The following is a 16,821-nucleotide window of genomic DNA, read 5'->3' as shown; positions in this document are numbered from 1 at the left end:
CGGTCAGCACCCGGAGCCGGCGATCGGCAGGCGATCCTGCACGGGCAGGCACCGGAGCGGCTGGCCCGAGCGCAGCTGCTCCGTATCCACGTCGGAGCCAATGGCGGGCCACGCGCGGCGCTGCGCGGCGCTCGGGTGCCAGAACGCGGGCGGCGCCTCGAGGAAGAGCGACGGCGGAAAGCGCGGGATCGCGGCGCCGCGGCCGACCGCGTTCTCGGCGAGGGTGGTGCCGGGCGCGTTGCTCAAGAAGTAGGCGCCCGCGGCGAGCGGGTTCGACGTGCCGCCCGAGACCTTCGGCTCGATGAACGCATTCTTCTCCGCCCACGTATCCGCCGCGTCCACGATCGTGAGGCGACCGTCGAGCACGGTGTTGCCGATGAACGTTTGCCGATCGCTCCAGCCGGCGACCGCGAGATCTTCCACCCATCGATCGGCGTAGTCGGGCGGCTGCGGCAGCGGATCGCCCTGGTTGCTGTAATTGGTGAAATAGGCGCGCAATCGGTTGCGGAAGTACACGTTGCGGGGGCCGTTGCGACCGCCGCGATCGTCGACGAAGCCGAACGTCGCCACGTTGCCCTCGAAGAGGTTGTCGTACGGGTAGGTGCCATGCAACGACATGTCGGCCATCGAGGGGCGCGTGGAGCGGTTGTAGGCCAGCACGTTCCCGTTGGCGCCGAGCGACAGGATCATCGCGTGCCGCAGCCGATCGAACGAGTTGTTCATCACCAGGCACGAGGTGCTCCGAGCCGTCAAGTTGACGCCATAGGCCCAGCCGCCGCCGGTGAAGCGATAGGCGTCGTGCACGGAAGAATCGAGCACGGAGATCCACCCCGAGCGCCAGATGTGAACTCCGGCTTTGGCCACGCCGGCGAGGTCGACGTTGCGCACCCAGGAGTCGACGGCATACCAGAAGTTGACCGACCACGACGTCGCGTCGGCCACCACGGCGATACGTACGTTCTCGAGCCCCGCCTTGCTCACCGGGCGGAACGGAACGATGACCGGCGCCGAGGCGGCGGAGTAGGCGAGCGCCACCGGGGTCTCCACGGACACCGTCTTGCCGCCGCCCGCGCGAGCCGTCACCGAGAGGACACGCAGCACCTGGCCGCGCGCGCGAGCGTCGTACCACTGGTACTTGCACTTCGGGCTCGGCATCGCTGCGTCCATTTCGGAGAGCACGTTGTCGCCGAGCAGCAGCACGTGGCCGCCCGCCGCAAGCCCCGGTGTGTCGTCGGTGACATCGAAGCTGACCGCGCCTTGCGGGATGGGAGACGCCACCTTGATCGCGCGCTGGACGTAGGCGGCGTCCGCGGCGCCGAAGGCGAGAGGCCGGTGCCGCGAGAGGCCGATGGTCGCGCCGTCCACCCACGTCACCCGGGCCAGCTCCGTCGGCTCACCGGCCGGGAATGCGTCGGGCCCGCCCGCGACGCCGCATGACTTGCCGCTTCCGCGGAAGACGACCACGTGGTTGCCCTCCGCGAGAGGCTCGTCGACGGCGTCGTAGGCGCGGCTCAGGGTCACCGACGCGGCGGTGGCCGGCAGCGCTCCGGCGATGGGCACGCGCGGATCGGCGATGCCGGCGAAGTCGACCACGGCGAGGGACGGGTGATCGTCGGGCAAGCCGGGGCCGGGCTGCCGGGAGTCGGGCGCGAATCTCGCGCCGAGGACGGCCGGTGTCGCGCCCGCGCCGCGCAGCACGACGCCTGACCTCATGCGGATCGGCGCGTGCAGCGTGTAGGTCGCGCCGGTCAGCCTGACCACGCCGCCCCCGGCGGCCTCGGCCTGGAGGATGGCGGCGTTGATCGCGCCCGACGCGTCGCCGGCGACGGCCCCTACGGTGGCGCGCACGGGCATGCTGGCGACATCGGGGATGCCGCCGCGTACGCCCGGGTTCCATCGGGGCAAGCGCCCGCTGCTCGCCTCGGCGCCGATGGGCGATTCTCGCGTGGCCAGGACCACGCGGTGGCGGCCCCGCTGCGTGGTCGGAAGCGCGGTGGCGGTGTTCAGGCCCCACGCCGTGAAGCCCGACGCGACGGTCATCACGTGCACCTCGGTGCTGCCGCTGGCGCCCGCGCGCTGGATGGCCCACAGGTCATCCCGGCCATCTCCGTCGTAGTCGCCCACGGCGAACTCGAACGAATCGGCCGTGGTGGCGCCGAGCGCGGTCTCGGTCTGGGTCGCGAAGCGGCTGAGGTTGGCCGCGCCGTCGAGGACGTGCACCTCCGTGCGGCCGCGAGCGCCATTCCGCTTGATGGCGTAGACGTCGAGCGCGCCATCGCCGTTCACGTCGCCCGCGCCGAACGCCCATCCGCTGGCGTCCGTCGCGTGGAGCGCGGTGCCGCCCGTGCGAGCGTAGGCGCTGAACTGGCTCGCCGCGGTGAGCACCCGCACCTCCGTCGTGCTGCCCCCGTTCATGCGGATCGCGATGAGGTCGTCGCGGGCGTCGCCGTCCCAGTCGCCGGCCACGAAGGACCACGCGGCCGCGCTGGTGAAGGGCAGCGGCGTGCGCAGCTGGGCGTTCCCGCCATCGCTCGTCCTCGCCCAGCTCTGGTATCCCGTGGCGCCGTCGAGCACGTGAAGCTCGGTGCCCACGGCTCCGACCATCTTCACGGCGTAGAGATCCAGCTGGCCGTCACCGTTGACGTCGCCGTGCGCAAACTGAAACGCGTCCGCGCTGGTGGCGTGCAAGATCGACGGCGCGCGCAGGTTCACGCGCCCGAAGAGCCCGCCTCCCGCCGCGGGCCCGACGCGGGTCACCGTCGTGGCCGCGGTCGAGCCCTGCATATCGACGAGCACCGGCTCGAGCGGCCCGGCGGCGCTGAGCGCCATCGACGCTCGCCCCACGTCGAGATCGGTCGCCTCGGCGCAACCGATGGATACAGCCATCAAACCAGGGATTGAGATCCTGAGCCGAGCGATCATCGCTTTCATCGTGTGTTCCTCGACCGCGAGCGGGGGTCACCGGCATGGTAGGGAAGGCACGATGAGAAAACCACTGCTCCCAAGCCCCCGCGGCTCCAGGTCTTGACCACGGGGTCGACATCACCTCCGCGACGTCGTTGATGCCGGTCCGGTCGGTCGACGGAGGCCGTGGAGCCCCGGTGTAAGCTGACTCACAGCGGCACAAAACGTCGCGTGCGCTCGGGCAGAGCGCCCGGTGCAGCTCACCGGAGCGGACCTGGAGCATCACGGCGCGATGCGCGTCGGAATGAGGCGCTGATTGCGGCGGCTGGCGCCGGCGCTCGGCGCGACGCTGCCGCGGTGGCTTCGGCCTGCGCGCCTCGCGCGCCGCGCGCCGCGGGGGCGCCCTCCGCTCCTGGAGCGCCCCCGCGGCCCGTCCGGCGCGCGTCGCCAGCGCCGATCGGTGTCGTTTCCCTTCGGTCTTGGCTACGGATCAGGTCGGGCCCTGGGCGCCGTCCAGGATCCACTGACGCAAGATCTCGAGCTGCTGCGGGCTGACGGTCGGCCCGGTCGTGCTGGGCGGCATCACGCCCGTGATGCACTGTGCCATGTCGGTTTGCACGCAGCCCGCGTCTTCCGCCTTGCCAGAGGCCTTGAGGTAGAGCCAGCTGCGGTCGGGATCGCCCGGGACGACGAGCCTGTACTGGCCGCCGCCGATGGAGGGCTGGTTGACCAGACCGTCGACGATCTTCTTGGAGCTGATGTGGCCGCCGAGCGTCAGCTTCGCGTTGGGGCCCGTCTCGGCATGGCAGCCGCTGCACAGGTTGGTCCGACTCTCGAAGATGGGCCGCACCTTCTCGTGGAAGAACCCCGACTCCACCGGCAAGGGCTCGTTGGGATTCACGACATCGTCGGGATCCAGGTTCTGCTGGATGATCTTGATCTCGGTGTCCATCTCGCGGCACTGCGCGACGAGATCCGCCTTGAGCTTCGGGTCTTCCGGCGTGAGGCCCTTGGCGCGGCGGTACTTCTCCCACACGTTGTCGATCCAGCCGTGGAGCTTCCAGAACATGTAATTGTCGATGTTCGCGTTGGTGTTGTTCACGCCGTGCGTCGTGTTGCCCGGCCGCGCCCACTTGGCGTGCAGCACGAAGTGGAGGCCCACCCACGGCATGTTGGTCGCCCCCGCCAGCCTCTGGCCCACGTTGCACTGGAGCCAGAAGCCGAGCGTGCCTTCGTCCGGGAACCTCGCGAGGTTCTCGGGCTTGTCGATCTCGTCGCCGATCCTCCCGGCCTCGAGGGCGGCCGAGTCCCAGTCCTTCCATTGGTTGCGCCACTGGGGCGGCACGTCCTCCGCCTTGGTCGGGAACTTGGTGAAGCCCTCGAACTGCTCGCTGTGGTTGGGCCAGAGCTGCTTCAGCGCCTGGATCATGTGGCGGTGGAACACCAGGAACTGATAGCCGTCGCCGGCGGTCTGGCAGTTCTGATCCTTCGGGACCAGGTTGGTGAACGAGCAGATGTTCACCTTGCTCAACCCGCCGCCGCCCGGGAGGTTACAGGCGCGGATCGCGTGCCACTCGACGTGGGCCGCCTGCCAGGAGTGGTCGTACATCCACTTCAGGACCTCGGGCTGCACCGTGGTGTCGACGATCTCCGGATCGTTGTTGCCGGGCGGGAAGAAGTCAGCGGGCCCATCCTTCATGGTGGGGCTCGAGTCGCTCGGGTCGGGCATGTAGCCGTTCACGCAGTGGTCGTACGGATGGTCGTCCGTGCCGCCTGCGCCCGTGCCGCCCGAACCCACGCTCGCGTGGTCGCCCGCGCCCGAGCCCGAGCCCGAGCCCGAGCCCGCGTGCGAGCTCGAGCTGGCGCCGCCTGCTCCGACCGTCGCACCGGGCCCCCCCGCGCCGCCCTCGGGCTCGCCGGTTAACGAGTTCCCATCGTCACTGCCGCACGCGCTCAGCGACAACGCGGTCAGCGCCGCGAGCGCGGCCAGGCACTGTCGAGATCTACGGCGGTCGGTTGCAGAAACGTGTAGCAGGTCGTTGAATCGCATGTCGCTCTCGCGCTCCGGTAAGCTTCATCCGTCAGGTGCGACCTGCTCCCACATCGGAGCAGCTGACCGCACACTATCAGCGGCATACCTGCTCCTTCCGCGGAGCGAGCATGCAGCAGGGATATTGGATGTTACTGGATTTGTATGTTCTCTCGGCCTCTGAACGAGCTCATGCTGGCTGGCGATGGAGCGAAGACGGCCCTTCCGACGTGTAAAGTTGCTGATAGGGTGTCGCTCTTCCAGGAAGGGCGGATCGGGCAAGGCGTCTTCGGAACCTGCGCCTGACCAGTCCCGGTATATGCCCTTCGTCCTCGTATTTGATCTCGAGGACGAGCTCAGATTCGACGTGAGGCTGAAGGACAGAGTCGGTGCGCGAGGGCACCTTCCCGCGACGGCCGCCGATCGCGCGCCGCCGACGGTGCACATCGCTTCACCCTCGATCGAAAAGTACGACGCCTATTTCCTACCAGCGTCCGGTGATCGCCATTGGGAAATAGTGTTGACAAGCTGAGGCGGTCATGACGCCAACGCTTCCCCCCCCGGGGAGGCAGCGCGGAGATCAGACAGCGGGACGTCGTCGGCGTCAAGCCGTCAGAGGGCGGACATCGCATCGACGAGGACTCCGCGTCTCGGGTGCCGAGCCCGTCAGACTCGGTGCATTCAGCGACGGCGGCCGGGAGCACCCCGAGCAGAATCTGCTGCGCTGCGGGAGCGGCGTGTCGACGAGCCCGAGGCGCTCGCCGCACGAGTGCCATCGACCGCTTACCCGTGCGACCCCGGTACCCAGCGTCTGGCTGCGGAGTGAAGGCAGCCTCTTCGATGCGTGGGTGAGTTGCTGATATACGTTGCTGCGCGCCGCGATCTCTTCTTGCCCTCCTAGGTGGTCCGATCCCCTGCTCGTTGCAGCGGCCTGGATGCACGCTCGCTCGCGTACCAGCACGCGCGTTGTGTCGTCCGGCTCAACGTCGTACCGTGGACGCGAACGACGTCGATGGCCGGAGGCCTAGGCTGGCAGCGAGCCCGTGCACGCGACGTTTAGGACACGGACGATGCGCTCTCCGGTAATCGTCGCCTCTGCGCGCAGATCCAGCAGCGCGAGGAGCTCCGCGGGGACACCCCGGGCCATGAGCTCCTCGTGAAGCTTGCCGGAGACCGCCCGGGCGGCTCCACCCGTGAACGCGACGGCGACGACCGGGAGACCTCTCTGCATCGCCATCGTGCACTCTTGCCATGTCCCGGCGCCGCCGCCGATCGCGATGGCGCACACTGCTTCCATGATCAGGTGCCTGCGCATCGCTGTGAGATTCGCGAAATCCGCCGTTCTGTAGAGGGTGGCCTCGGCGGACGATGGACCGGCGCGCCGGAAGCCGTTGACGACCTCTGCGCCGACGTTCGCGCCGTTTCCCGCGATCACGCTCCACCCGTGCGCCGCGAGCCGTTCGCCGAGCGCGCGGCATACGTCGATGTGTTCACCCGCGGCGTCGCTTCCGAGGACGACCACGCGTCGCCCCTTACCTTGGTGACCGGCGCCTGCGTCGATCCATCGCCGCAGAGCGGCCGGATCGTCCGTCCCGCGGAGTCCCACGCGCTGCGCGAAAGCCGCCAGGATCGGTGGGGTGAGCAGGCGCCGGCTCGGGTCGTGCGGCTGGTTGAGGAGACTCTCGGGGTCCTCCAGCTGTTCGAGCAGCGCTGACACGCATGCCTCGGAGGCCAGTGGGGACGCGGCAAGGACCGTGGATTGTGCGGCCAGCACGGCGGTCCACTGCTCGAACGGCGTCCGCGGCGCGCGGATGGCATCGGCGATCACACTCCCCGGGGCTATCTCCGGCATGGCGCGGCAGCACGCGAGCGCCACGACCCTGGCCCCGTCTCGCCCGGTCCGGTAGAACCGCAGGACGAAGTCGCCGTCCACGTGCCGACGTCTTGCTTCTTGCGCGACGTCGTCGATCAGGGCGTTCATGTTGCGCGTGCGTGCTGGGCCTGACGCCCTGCTGCGAATCTCCTCGTAGCTGGCGGCCATCTCATCGAAGAAGTCGAGCGCCTGCTTCGGGACGTCTCCGAGATCCAGCTCCAGGCGCGTGCGTCCCTCGTCGCACTCGGCTCCCACGACGAACCAGCCCCAGACGAGGAGCGTGAGGACAGCGCGCCCGCGCTTGACGGCGATCCGTTCCTCGGTGCGCGCGAACGTCGGGTGGAGATGGAACACGACATCTCCTTCGAGCTGAGGAGCCCCGGGCATCCCTTCCACGACGAGGCGCACGCGATGACGGCCTTCCTTGACTCGCTCGATTTCGGCCGAGAGCAGCCGCCCGTTCCGCTCGGGCAGGCCTCCCCAGACGCCCTTCTGCGGATCGGCGTCGTCGCGCGGCGGCGAGTCCTGGGCGATCCACCGGATCCTCATGCCGAGAAGCTCGCTGAGCGAGCCCGCCCGCCAGAGCTGCATCACCGCATTGAAGACAGCTTCGGTGCTCCGAACGCGAAGGTGAGCCGCGCCGTCCATGCGGGAGCCTAGCCTGCTCCGCTCCGCGCCGGCCAAGCGGCGGAACACCTCGATGGCTTCGACCTCGAACCGCGGATGGACGGGCGCCTCGGCCAGGGCGATGACCCAGGTGATGAGATCTGCGTCGCGCTCGAGCACCTGGTCGAGAACGCGGATGACCGCCGTTGACGCAAGCGCCTGGTACAGGAGCCCTCCCTCCGACCGGACGAGGTGCCCCACCAGGCGCTTTTCGACCATCACCGGTGCTCCGGCGGCGCCCCTTTCGACGACGGTCTCGGATCGCAGCAACAACCGGCTCTCGAAGGTCGCTGGCGAGGCTGGGCTCTCCACCGTTCCGGAGTACCAGCGCGTCTCTGCGAGAGGCTTGCCTGGCCTCATGACGATCGCCTCCCACGCCGCCCCGGTCTCCACGACCGGCGATGGACGGAGCGGCTCGACGCCGGGCACGGGCGCGTCGAGGCCGAGAAGCACGCAATCACCGTCCTCGACGGCTGCCACGACTCGAGCGCGGTACTCGCTTCCGTCCAGCTGGACGTGGACCTCGCCATGCTCCCCGCGCGGTTGCTGCGTGAGCGTTGCAGCGCACGTGACTACCAGGTGCGGTGCCACGAGGTACCCCGTGAGATGCTGCTTCCCCGCGAGGATCAACGCGCAGGCCCGGGACCACTCGCGCAAGGCTCGCCCGCGGATGATCGCCACGTCCGAGGCCCCGATGATGCTCAGCTCCGGCTGCCAGGACGCGCCTCTCGATGACAGATCGCTCCGCATCAAGGCAAACAGCTCCCTCACGCCCACGACGTCGCCGCGCCTCGCAGTCGCGGCGGACAGGGCGCGCAGTAGAGCCGCAGCGAACTCCTTGTTCGCAGGCGCGTTCTCCTCCACGGGCGAGACATCGCGGTCGAACCCCGCGGAGAGGAGCACTCGCGCCCCGGCATGCGGCGCGCTGAGCCGGGGTGGGAAATACGCCGTCACGCCAGCCGAGAAATAGGTGTCCAGGATGAGGATCACGTTCCATCTTGCTGGAACGCCGGCAACGACCTCGTGCGCTGGGATCAAGCCGGCAACCAGGCTTCGCTCCGAGTACGTCGAGGTGACGAGGTGAATCGGGGATTCCCGTTCAGAAGAGAGGGCGTGGCCGCTGAGATACATGGAGTGACCACTGAAGAAGACAACGAGCGTGCCCCGAGGGTGCGCGCGCGTAGCCTCCAAGATCGCTCGGGCGATGCCCTCGCGCGTCGCCGCTTCATTGAGGAGCACGTGAACGCCTTCGGGATCGTACCCGCCGTCGACGAGCGCCGACGCCATCGCCTGAGCCCTGCGAACGGCGTCTGGGAGATGTTGGATGAGACCAGATTCATAATGACCGATGCCGATCAGAACGGCGGCGCCGTACTCCAGGCCGATCACGCCCGCCCGCGTTGGCGCAAGCGGTTCCTCCGAAGGGCGCTGCTCCGGAGGGCGGGGGACCGGCTGGCGTGGGGCGAGGCGCGAGCTGCGGGTGACCGCGAAGAGCGCTTCCGAAACGGAGGCGAAGGGGCGCCGCGGCGCCGCGCCGGGCGCCTCGGCGGTCCCGTCGTCGAGCACTGCGGCGAAGTTGTACTCCGCCCCGCGTGCCTTTGCGAAGTAGGCACCGATCCGGCGGGCGATGCTCTCGATCTCACTCACGCCCAGCGCCGCGAGCAGCCGCTCTCGCGCGCCTGGGATGAAGTCGTACATCTCGTCGTCCGGGGTTCCGCGCCAAACGTCAGGCAGCCGCTGCACGACGAGCCCGCTGGTGATGACCTCGACCAGGTGCTCCGAGCGCGCTTCGGGTACCAGCGTATGCTGCACGATGCGGATGACAGGCATGGTCAGCGGCACCGCAGCCAGATAGGCCGCGAGCTTGCGCGCCGTCGGACTGGCGCCCAGGAAACGATCTACGATGTCGCCGACCGGCAGCCTCGCGCGGCCGGTGGCAGCGCCCGCAGGGGAGGGTTGCGCGGCCTCGAAGCGAAACCCGGCGGCGCTCCCCTCGGGATGGCCGACGAGCAGGCGCGCCCACGCGGCGAGCGCCTCCGGTTCCAGCGTGACCACCGGGATGGGAGGAACCTCGGCGCGGGCCGCGTCGTCGGCGTCGTCCACGTCGACCGGCGTGGCGGCGAGGCGGTGCGCGGGCGCGCCCGGCGACGCAGATTGCAGGGAGTACCGCTCCAGCCGGCCAAGCGCGGTCCGCGACCAGAGGTGCGGCGGGAGCATCTGCAGGAGAGCGAGCGGCCCAGCCTTCGCCTGTTCCGCCAGGAAGGCCCGAATGCTCTGCGATTGCCATAGCGGCGCGATGCAATCGGTGGCGATCAGGACGAGACGGCGACTGCGCACCTCGTTCAGCTCCGCCGCGTCGCGCGCGATCCACGATCGCGTAGCGTCCGCGGGGGAAGCAAGCTCGGGACCCTTGTCGCCTTTCCCCGGCAGCATGTGCCAGACACGCACGTTGCGGAATGCGCCAAGCCTGTGAAGGAGTGTCTCCCATTCCTCCAGCATGCGCCGCCAGATCGCCATCGTCTGCGAGCGATCGATCAGGAGCACGGCATCGAGCCAGCGCGCCCGCGTCGGCCGGAGTACGGGCACGAGGGGCGCGTCGCGCCAGGCGATCCGCAGCCTCGCGGCATGATGCGCCGTGGACGCCTCGTCGAGCTCGAGGCGCGTGCGGCTGTCCACGCGCCGGCGGAGCGGCCGCAGCGCACGGCCGAGCTGGAGCTTCTGCGGGAGCGCCGCGGCGTCCGGCAGCACGACGGTCCGGCCTGCGCGCGCCTCGGGGCCGCGCGGGTAGAGGTCGCGGGTGCATTCCGGCTCTGCCGGCTTGCTCGGTAGGGACGGATTGGTCTCGAGCGCCGCCGCCTCGACGGGTGAGGGCAGCTTGATCTCCTCGCTCGTTGGCTTGTCCGGGGGGGGGCCGCCTGCCGTCGTCTCCTCCCTGGGTGGGGGTAGATGACGAGCCAGCCAGAAAGCATCCGCGATGTCGAGCGCGTCGAGATCGAGCCCCGCCCCGCGTAGGGCGCCTATCCAGCGCTCGAGATCAGGATACATAGACTTCGATTCGCTCACGATGCGCCGGTCGAGATGAGGCCGCGCAGGACCGCGTCGAGCACGACCGTACGCTTTTCGGAGAGGAGGTCGACGTCGCTCCGCACGAAGTGGAGAGCGTTCAGGAGCTGATCGGTGGCGATCATCTCGTTGTTTTGGTCCCGGAGTTCCAGGAAGCGCTTGAGCATCGCATTCACGCCGTCCACCCACTTCGCGTCCTTGACCTGCGCACCCCGGAAGTGTGCCTCGACGATGCGACGGAGCCTCGTCTCGTCGGGCAGCCTCATGTCGAGCCGCAGGCAGCGACGGAGAAACGCGGGCGGAAAATCCCGCTCCCCGTTGCTCGTAAGGATCACGATGGGAAACTCTCGACACCGGATCTCGCCGCTATCCAGCACGACCTCCACGTCGGAGTCGCAGGGGCTGACGGACAGACGCCCCTTCTCCTTCGCCACGCGCGACAGCTCGGGGATCTCGAACCGGCCACGCTCGAAGACGTGAAGCAGGTCGTTCGGCAGATCGATGTCGCTTTTGTCGATCTCGTCAATCAGGAGGACGCGCGGCCGCATCCGCGGCAGGAGCGCCGTGCCCAGGGCGCCGAGGCGCAGGTACTGCCCGATGGAGGTCGACTTCTCGTTGGAGCCGCCCTCCTCCGCTCGTCGACGCGAAGCGTCTTGCAGCCGGGCGAGCGCGTCGTACTGGTACAGCCCCTCCTGCAGGGTCGAGCGCGAGTTGATGGGCCAGACCAACACCCGGCCAAGGCCTAGCTCGCGGGCGATCGATCCGGCGAGCGACGACTTGCCCGATCCCGGGCGACCCGTTACGAGGAGCGGCCGGCGCAGATAGAGGGCAGCGTTCACCATCGCAATGTCAGTGTCGTCGGGCTGGAACGTGTCGTCCGCGTCCGCCGGCGGGATCGGGTACTCAACGACCGGCGTGTCGTACGAGCGCCATGGAGGTGCGGGCGGCAGCGGCTTGCCTGCAGCCCCTTTATAGACGTACCACGGCGGCGTGCTCTGCGTTGTCTCGGCGGCCGGCTTCGCATTCTCGATCATTTCGTCCTCAGGGGGCGATCTCCGGCGTCACCAGGTGGAGATCGGTCAAGTCGATGGGATCCACGTGCCAGATCAGCGAGAGGTGATCGCGGAGCTTCGACCCCGGGCCGCCGCGCGTCCGCCTCGCATCCAGCACGCGCTCCGGCGCGTGGGGCAGCGGCTTGAGCAAGCATTCGAGATAGGCCCTCCCCTCCGCGGAATCCACGCTCGCAGGTGCTCCGGCGCGCACCCACAGGACCGCGAGCACCCATGTCTTCAAGCACTCGAGCAGGATGGGATCCCCCTTTCCGGGCGCGGCCGCACCGGCGGGGTCGAAGGGGAGGACGAGCCCGACGAGGGCGTCGTCGTCCCGCACGTTTCTCACTTCGTCGTCGCCCCAATCCGCGGGACAGGCGAGCACACGAAGCTTGGCGGTTTCAGCCCGTCTCGCGCGCTCCCTCTTGCGAGCGAACAGATTGAACATGACGGCTCGAGCGTTCGCGGCTTTGGGACGGCACCAGTTCTGCGGACGGATGACGACGGGGTGACTCGATCCGATGCGGGTCGGTGGGTTCTCATCGTCCCCGCCCACCATGAGCTGATCCACGGGCAGGCTAATCCACTCCCGCGGCAGGACGAACTCGAAACGGACGATCTTCCCAGCTTCGAACAGCGGCAAGACGAGCCGCTGCGCGAGGCAGTCATCGACAATGTCCGATAACGCCGTGCAGAGCTTCTCCGCGTCCGGTTTGGCCGGCAGCGTCCTCTCCAGCAGTTGGACGGGGCGCCCGCTCTCCGCGCCGAGGAGCCAGGCCACGGCTGAGCACTGCGGGCCGACCACGTTCAGCTCGATGACTATGCCCGGCGGCCGGTCCGCCTGCGGGCGCTCGTCCTGCTCTCTCGGAATGTCAAAGTTCGCGCAGGTCCGGTCGAGCCATTCTCGCAGCCAGTCCGCGCCGGCTGGTTCCTCGGGGCGCCACTCCACCTCCAGCCGCTCTAGAACCCTGAGCAGCGCCGGACGCGAGTCCGATCCCGGGAGGTCGTCGAGCCAGATGAGCGTGTCAAGCCATGCGGCCTTGTCATCGAGCCCCTGGTAGAGATCCCTGTATCGTTCGCGAACGGCCGGCTTCAGCGCGTTGAGCATCAGTTTCCGCAGCGACGGCGTACAGCCTAGGCGCGCCAGCCCGTTCGCGAGCGCGACCAGCGGCTGAGCGCCGAGGCGCGACCCGACCCGCTCGACCACGCTCTTGTTCCCCGCGCAGTGACGGGTGGCGGCGATGAGGATGCTTCGGAGGGACCCCTCCTTCGCCGCCCCGAGCAGGAACTCGAATAGGACCGAGCGGAGCGCCTCGTCGGTGGCCACGACCTGTTCAAGGCTGATGTTGATATCGTGGCAGAACCTCCTGAAGGTCTCCGCGGAGAATGCCTTGAGCAAGGCCTCGCGATATTCCGCGAGAACGTTGCCTTCATCGGGAGCGTCGCTCTGCAGGAACATGGCCGGCTAGGCTCCTGACCTCACGGTGGATCACCACCGAGCAAGCTCGCCTTTCCCCGCTTCGCCAGGCGGGCCTGGACAGCCGTGATGGGGATGCCCTGGTTGTACGCGGGCGGGCGGTTGTGCGGATCGCCGAAGTGGTGCAGCGCGACGAGCCCCCAGCTCACGTTGAAACACGGCGACCCCGACGATCCATCGTCGGTATTGGTCGCGTACCGCACCCGCGTCCGGCTCTCGTTCACGGACAGGACCGACTGGGTGTCGAAGGTGAACTTCACCGGCTTTCCCTTCGGGTGCTGGAGGATCGCGAGCGCCATCTTCGGCGTCAGCGCGGGGGCGGTGCTGGGGACACGGATCCAACCGCGCCTCGGACCGCCGGAGGCGCCGAAGATCGGGTCGTCGCCGAACCGCCTTTCGAGGCGTACCAGCGCGTAGTCGAGGTTCTCCTCGGTGGGCTCGGGGATGCCCTTGTCCTCGGCTGGGCTGGGCAGCTCCGGGCTGGAGTCGACGTGCCAGTCCTCCCATGCTGACGCCGCTCCCACGCGCACCCCTTCGGACTCCATGCCGTCGAGCCGCTTCATGTAGTCGAAGAGGAACTTCAGCCTGGTGCCGGCGGCGCGCTTGTCGATGAGCTCCGCGACGACATGGTGGTTCGTGAGTACCGTCTCGGGCCCGGCCAGGAAGCCGGTCCCGAGCGGGATGTCGTCCACCTCCACCAGGCACACCCGGCGCGTCTGCATGAGGAGCTGCATCGACCAGACATACGCGTCGAGCTCCGGCAACGTCTCGTTCACCTTTTTCTGAAAGCCGGCGTCGCTCAAGGAGAGAGGCGGCGTCTGCGCGACCTTGCCGGCGAGCTGGAGATCGACCGGCGGGAGAAGGCCGTATCGATCCAGCGCTTCGAGCTGCCTGGCCTCCAGTCGGCGCTTCCACGACTCGCTGATGAGCCTCTGCGCGTACTTCCGGTATACGGCCTGCACGTCGGCCTTGAGCGGACGGACGGCGGCAATCTCCGCGATCAGGTGGGCGGCACGCCCCTCGTTTTCGAACTGCTCAATGACGTTCTGAACCACGACTTTGAACGGACCATCGCCGACCTCCGCCGCCCGGTCGAAGTCGAAGCGATCGCTCAGGAAAATATCGAAGTCCGGTTGCTTAAATGCCCGCAGGATGGCGGACCGGACCTCGGCAATTTCGACGCCTCTCATGCTCGCCTCATCACAGCTTGTCGCCGATCCGGACGCCCTCTTCGGTCCCGGTCTGGTCGAAGGACTTGAGATCGTCGAGCTTCACCCACCCGCGGAGCAGCTGCTCAATCTCGTCGATGCTCTTGATGTACGGCGTCCAGCCCACAGGGACGATGAGCTCCTCGCGCAGTGGTACGCTCCGGAGATCCTGCTCCAGCACGAAGCCGAACGCCTTCGGGCCCGACTTCCCCTTCGTCACGACGATCTTCCAGAAGCGCCACGGGATCTGGATCGACACCGGGCCTCGCTCGCCGCGGCCATCGAACCGCCGATCGCCCTCATCGAGCACCGGTCCTGCGAAGGCGCACGCCTTCTCTGTCTTGGTCTCTCTCCGAACAAGATCCTCCAGACTTTCCCAATTGTTTTCGCCGGAGGTGGAGCGGTTGAGCGCAGCGATCTGGGGCGAGCAGTTGGTGATATGGTAGGTGTCCCCGTTCGCTTTCTGCATGTCCTCAAACGAGTCGCCCCACGCCACGTCGCTGCGGCGCACCACGTGACCCTTGTCGAATGCGCCTCCATCCTTCGCATAGAACACGTCTGGAAGCTGGCAGCTCTCGGGGATGCGCGGATCCGTGACCCACTGCTCCTGCGCCCATTCCTCCAGTCCGGTGAGCTGGCGCCGCGTCGGCTTGCGGCCGTCCACACACCTTGATTCCCGTCGCCAGTCGATGTTGGAGGCAGTGAAGAGCGCCAGACGGCGCTTTTTGTGCATCACCACGGAGAAGTGATGGTACTTGAGCTCAAAGCTATCGTCGTCGAGTCTGGCCACGATCCTTTTGCCAGCGGCCGTCAACGCGGGGAGCGGAACCTCTGCGCCGTCATCGAGTTCCAAGAAGCAGGCATCGTAACCAGCGCGGGACTCAAGATCGTCATAGATGACAGGCGCCTGCAAGCGCGGCGCCTCCGTCGGCATAACGGCGGGAAACGCGCCGGCAGCCGGCGTCGCCCCAGACGCGACCAACGTCGGCTGCCCGACGGAGATTGCCACCTGGATGGGGATCGTCCAGATTACGGCGCCCCGGTCGACAGCAGGCGGCGCTAGGGGGAGCGGAGCCGCAGGCCCTGCTGCCGGTCGCCGCATCTCCTGACCCTCGATCTGGCGCCAGGCGGCATCGTATATTCCGCTCTGTGGGACGCTACCTGCGAAATTGATGCCCAGGGCGACGACGCGTGCGTCGCTGGCCAACTCGTAGGTCGGCACCGCATAGTTGGCCTTTAGATACTCGCCGGCGAAATGGAGGCCCACGACCTCGCCGGTGGCGATGTCGAGCACCGCTGAGCCCGAGTTGCCGCCCAGCGTGGAGCTGTCGTGGACCAGCGAGGAGACAGTCGACTCGAAGCTGCGTACCGCAGCGCGCTTGCGGATCTTCCCGGGTTGGAATCGCTTTACGTGATAGCTGCGGTGGAAGATGCGGTCTTGCAGCGCGAGATCATTTCGATCGTCGCGCGCCGGGTATCCGACGACCACGATATCCGCCCCTTCCAGGTCCTCCGGTGTCCGGACGGACAGCCTCAGCGGCTCGCGTGCGCCCCGCAGCCCCTCGACGCGCAGGAGCGCCATGTCCCAGTAGGGGTGGATCATCTCAACGCTGCGTACTTCGAGCAATCCGCTCTGATCCGTCGGATCCGTCTCCACCTCGCGATTGAAGTCGATTCCGGCGTCGCCGGGCGTGAAGCGCAGCATCCGAACGCCAACGCCGTCGGTGAACACCTTGGCCACGTGCCGGTTCGTCATGACGAGGTCCTGGCCGACAACGAAGCCCGTGCCGCCGTACGGGATGCGGGGATTCGTCGGCAGTTCGATCCGACCGATCGAGCCCAGGAGCGGCTGGATGCGGGCTCGGACGGCGTCGTCGTTCAGACCCGACCAGGGCTCCGTCAGGGCGTCGTAGGCGCCCTTGCGGATGAACGCGACCGGCCGGAAGCGCGCCATGACGATGGCCTCCAACCCCGACGCCTCCTCGGGCGATACCGCTTCGACCTTGCCCGTCACCAGCTTCTGGAGCCCGCTCCGGGCGCGGACGCTCTCCGCATCGTTCTCGAGGCCTTCCAGCATGGATGCCGTGGCGACCTCGGCAAGCGCCCCCAGACCCAGGCCTTGGTCTGCTGCGACTTGCTGCAACATGGACTTCAACCGCAGCACTTTGGACGCGGTCATCAGACGCCCTCCAGAGCCCGAGCCTAGATCTGTCCAGCAGCAGCCGTCCAGACGAGATTGCGACGCTCTCCGCGCGTTCTCCGATACCTCAATGTAGCATATGTGCACACAATGTGAGTGTTGGTGCGCTGGTTGCTGCTCGCCTGGTCGCGAGGGAAGCTTCACAGGGCGGACATCGTCACTGCCGCGTGCGGAGATGGCGCGACGGAGACGCAGAACATCGTGTCATGAAGCGATGACGACGTTCACGACCGAGGTGGGCAACGTGAATGGAACAACGATGGTCGGCAGCGGATCGGACGCCTCGAGGGGGTCCTCGTCATGCTCGGAGTGGTCCTCGTCATGCTCGGAGTAGATGTCCACGGACAGCACG

General features: G+C 68.0%; 8 protein-coding genes. All 8 read right to left on the bottom strand.

Annotated features, from left to right (window positions below; translation table 11 throughout):
• Positions 1-3: 3 nt before the first annotated feature.
• The 8 genes from WME83_RS31965 to WME83_RS31930 all read right to left on the bottom strand — a co-directional run bounded on the left by WME83_RS31965 (position 4) and on the right by WME83_RS31930 (position 16,820).
• Positions 4-2,886 (bottom strand): FG-GAP-like repeat-containing protein, encoded by a 2,883-nt coding sequence (locus WME83_RS31965; RefSeq protein WP_437313492.1) that lies wholly within the window; start codon positions 2,884-2,886, stop codon positions 4-6.
• 508 nt (positions 2,887-3,394) lie between these two features.
• The gene (locus WME83_RS31960) at positions 3,395-4,702 is read right to left on the bottom strand and encodes a hypothetical protein (RefSeq protein ID WP_437313491.1); all 1,308 of its coding nucleotides are present in this window, start codon (positions 4,700-4,702) and stop codon (positions 3,395-3,397) included.
• Positions 4,703-5,957: 1,255 nt separating this feature from the next.
• A complete protein-coding gene (locus WME83_RS31955) occupies positions 5,958-10,535 on the bottom strand; it encodes an SAV_2336 N-terminal domain-related protein (protein WP_437313490.1) in 4,578 nt (1,525 codons plus the stop codon).
• Positions 10,532-11,569: an AAA family ATPase gene (locus tag WME83_RS31950; RefSeq protein WP_437313489.1), complete on the bottom strand. Its 1,038-nt coding sequence runs from the start codon at positions 11,567-11,569 to the stop codon at positions 10,532-10,534. Before WME83_RS31950 ends, WME83_RS31955 begins: the two co-directional genes overlap by 4 nt.
• A 7-nt stretch (positions 11,570-11,576) precedes the next feature.
• Complete coding sequence (locus tag WME83_RS31945; RefSeq protein ID WP_437313488.1) at positions 11,577-13,043, bottom strand: hypothetical protein; 1,467 nt, start codon at positions 13,041-13,043, stop codon at positions 11,577-11,579.
• 20 nt (positions 13,044-13,063) lie between these two features.
• A complete protein-coding gene (locus tag WME83_RS31940; protein ID WP_437313487.1) occupies positions 13,064-14,251 on the bottom strand; it encodes a trypsin-like peptidase domain-containing protein in 1,188 nt (395 codons plus the stop codon).
• A 10-nt stretch (positions 14,252-14,261) separates the two neighbouring features.
• Entirely contained in the window at positions 14,262-16,448 is a 2,187-nt protein-coding gene (locus WME83_RS31935; RefSeq protein WP_437313486.1) for a DNA/RNA non-specific endonuclease, read from the bottom strand.
• A gap of 225 nt (positions 16,449-16,673) precedes the next feature.
• Positions 16,674-16,820, bottom strand: coding sequence for a hypothetical protein (locus WME83_RS31930; protein WP_437313485.1), 147 nt, complete (start codon positions 16,818-16,820; stop codon positions 16,674-16,676).
• Between the last annotated feature and the right edge of the window lies 1 nt (position 16,821).

Source organism: Sorangium sp. So ce385 (genome assembly GCF_051474135.1).
Taxonomy (GTDB): domain Bacteria; phylum Myxococcota_A; class Polyangia; order Polyangiales; family Polyangiaceae; genus Sorangium; species Sorangium cellulosum_D.
Note: the sequence above shows the minus strand (reverse complement) of the source record. Positions and strands in the feature narration are given on the sequence as shown.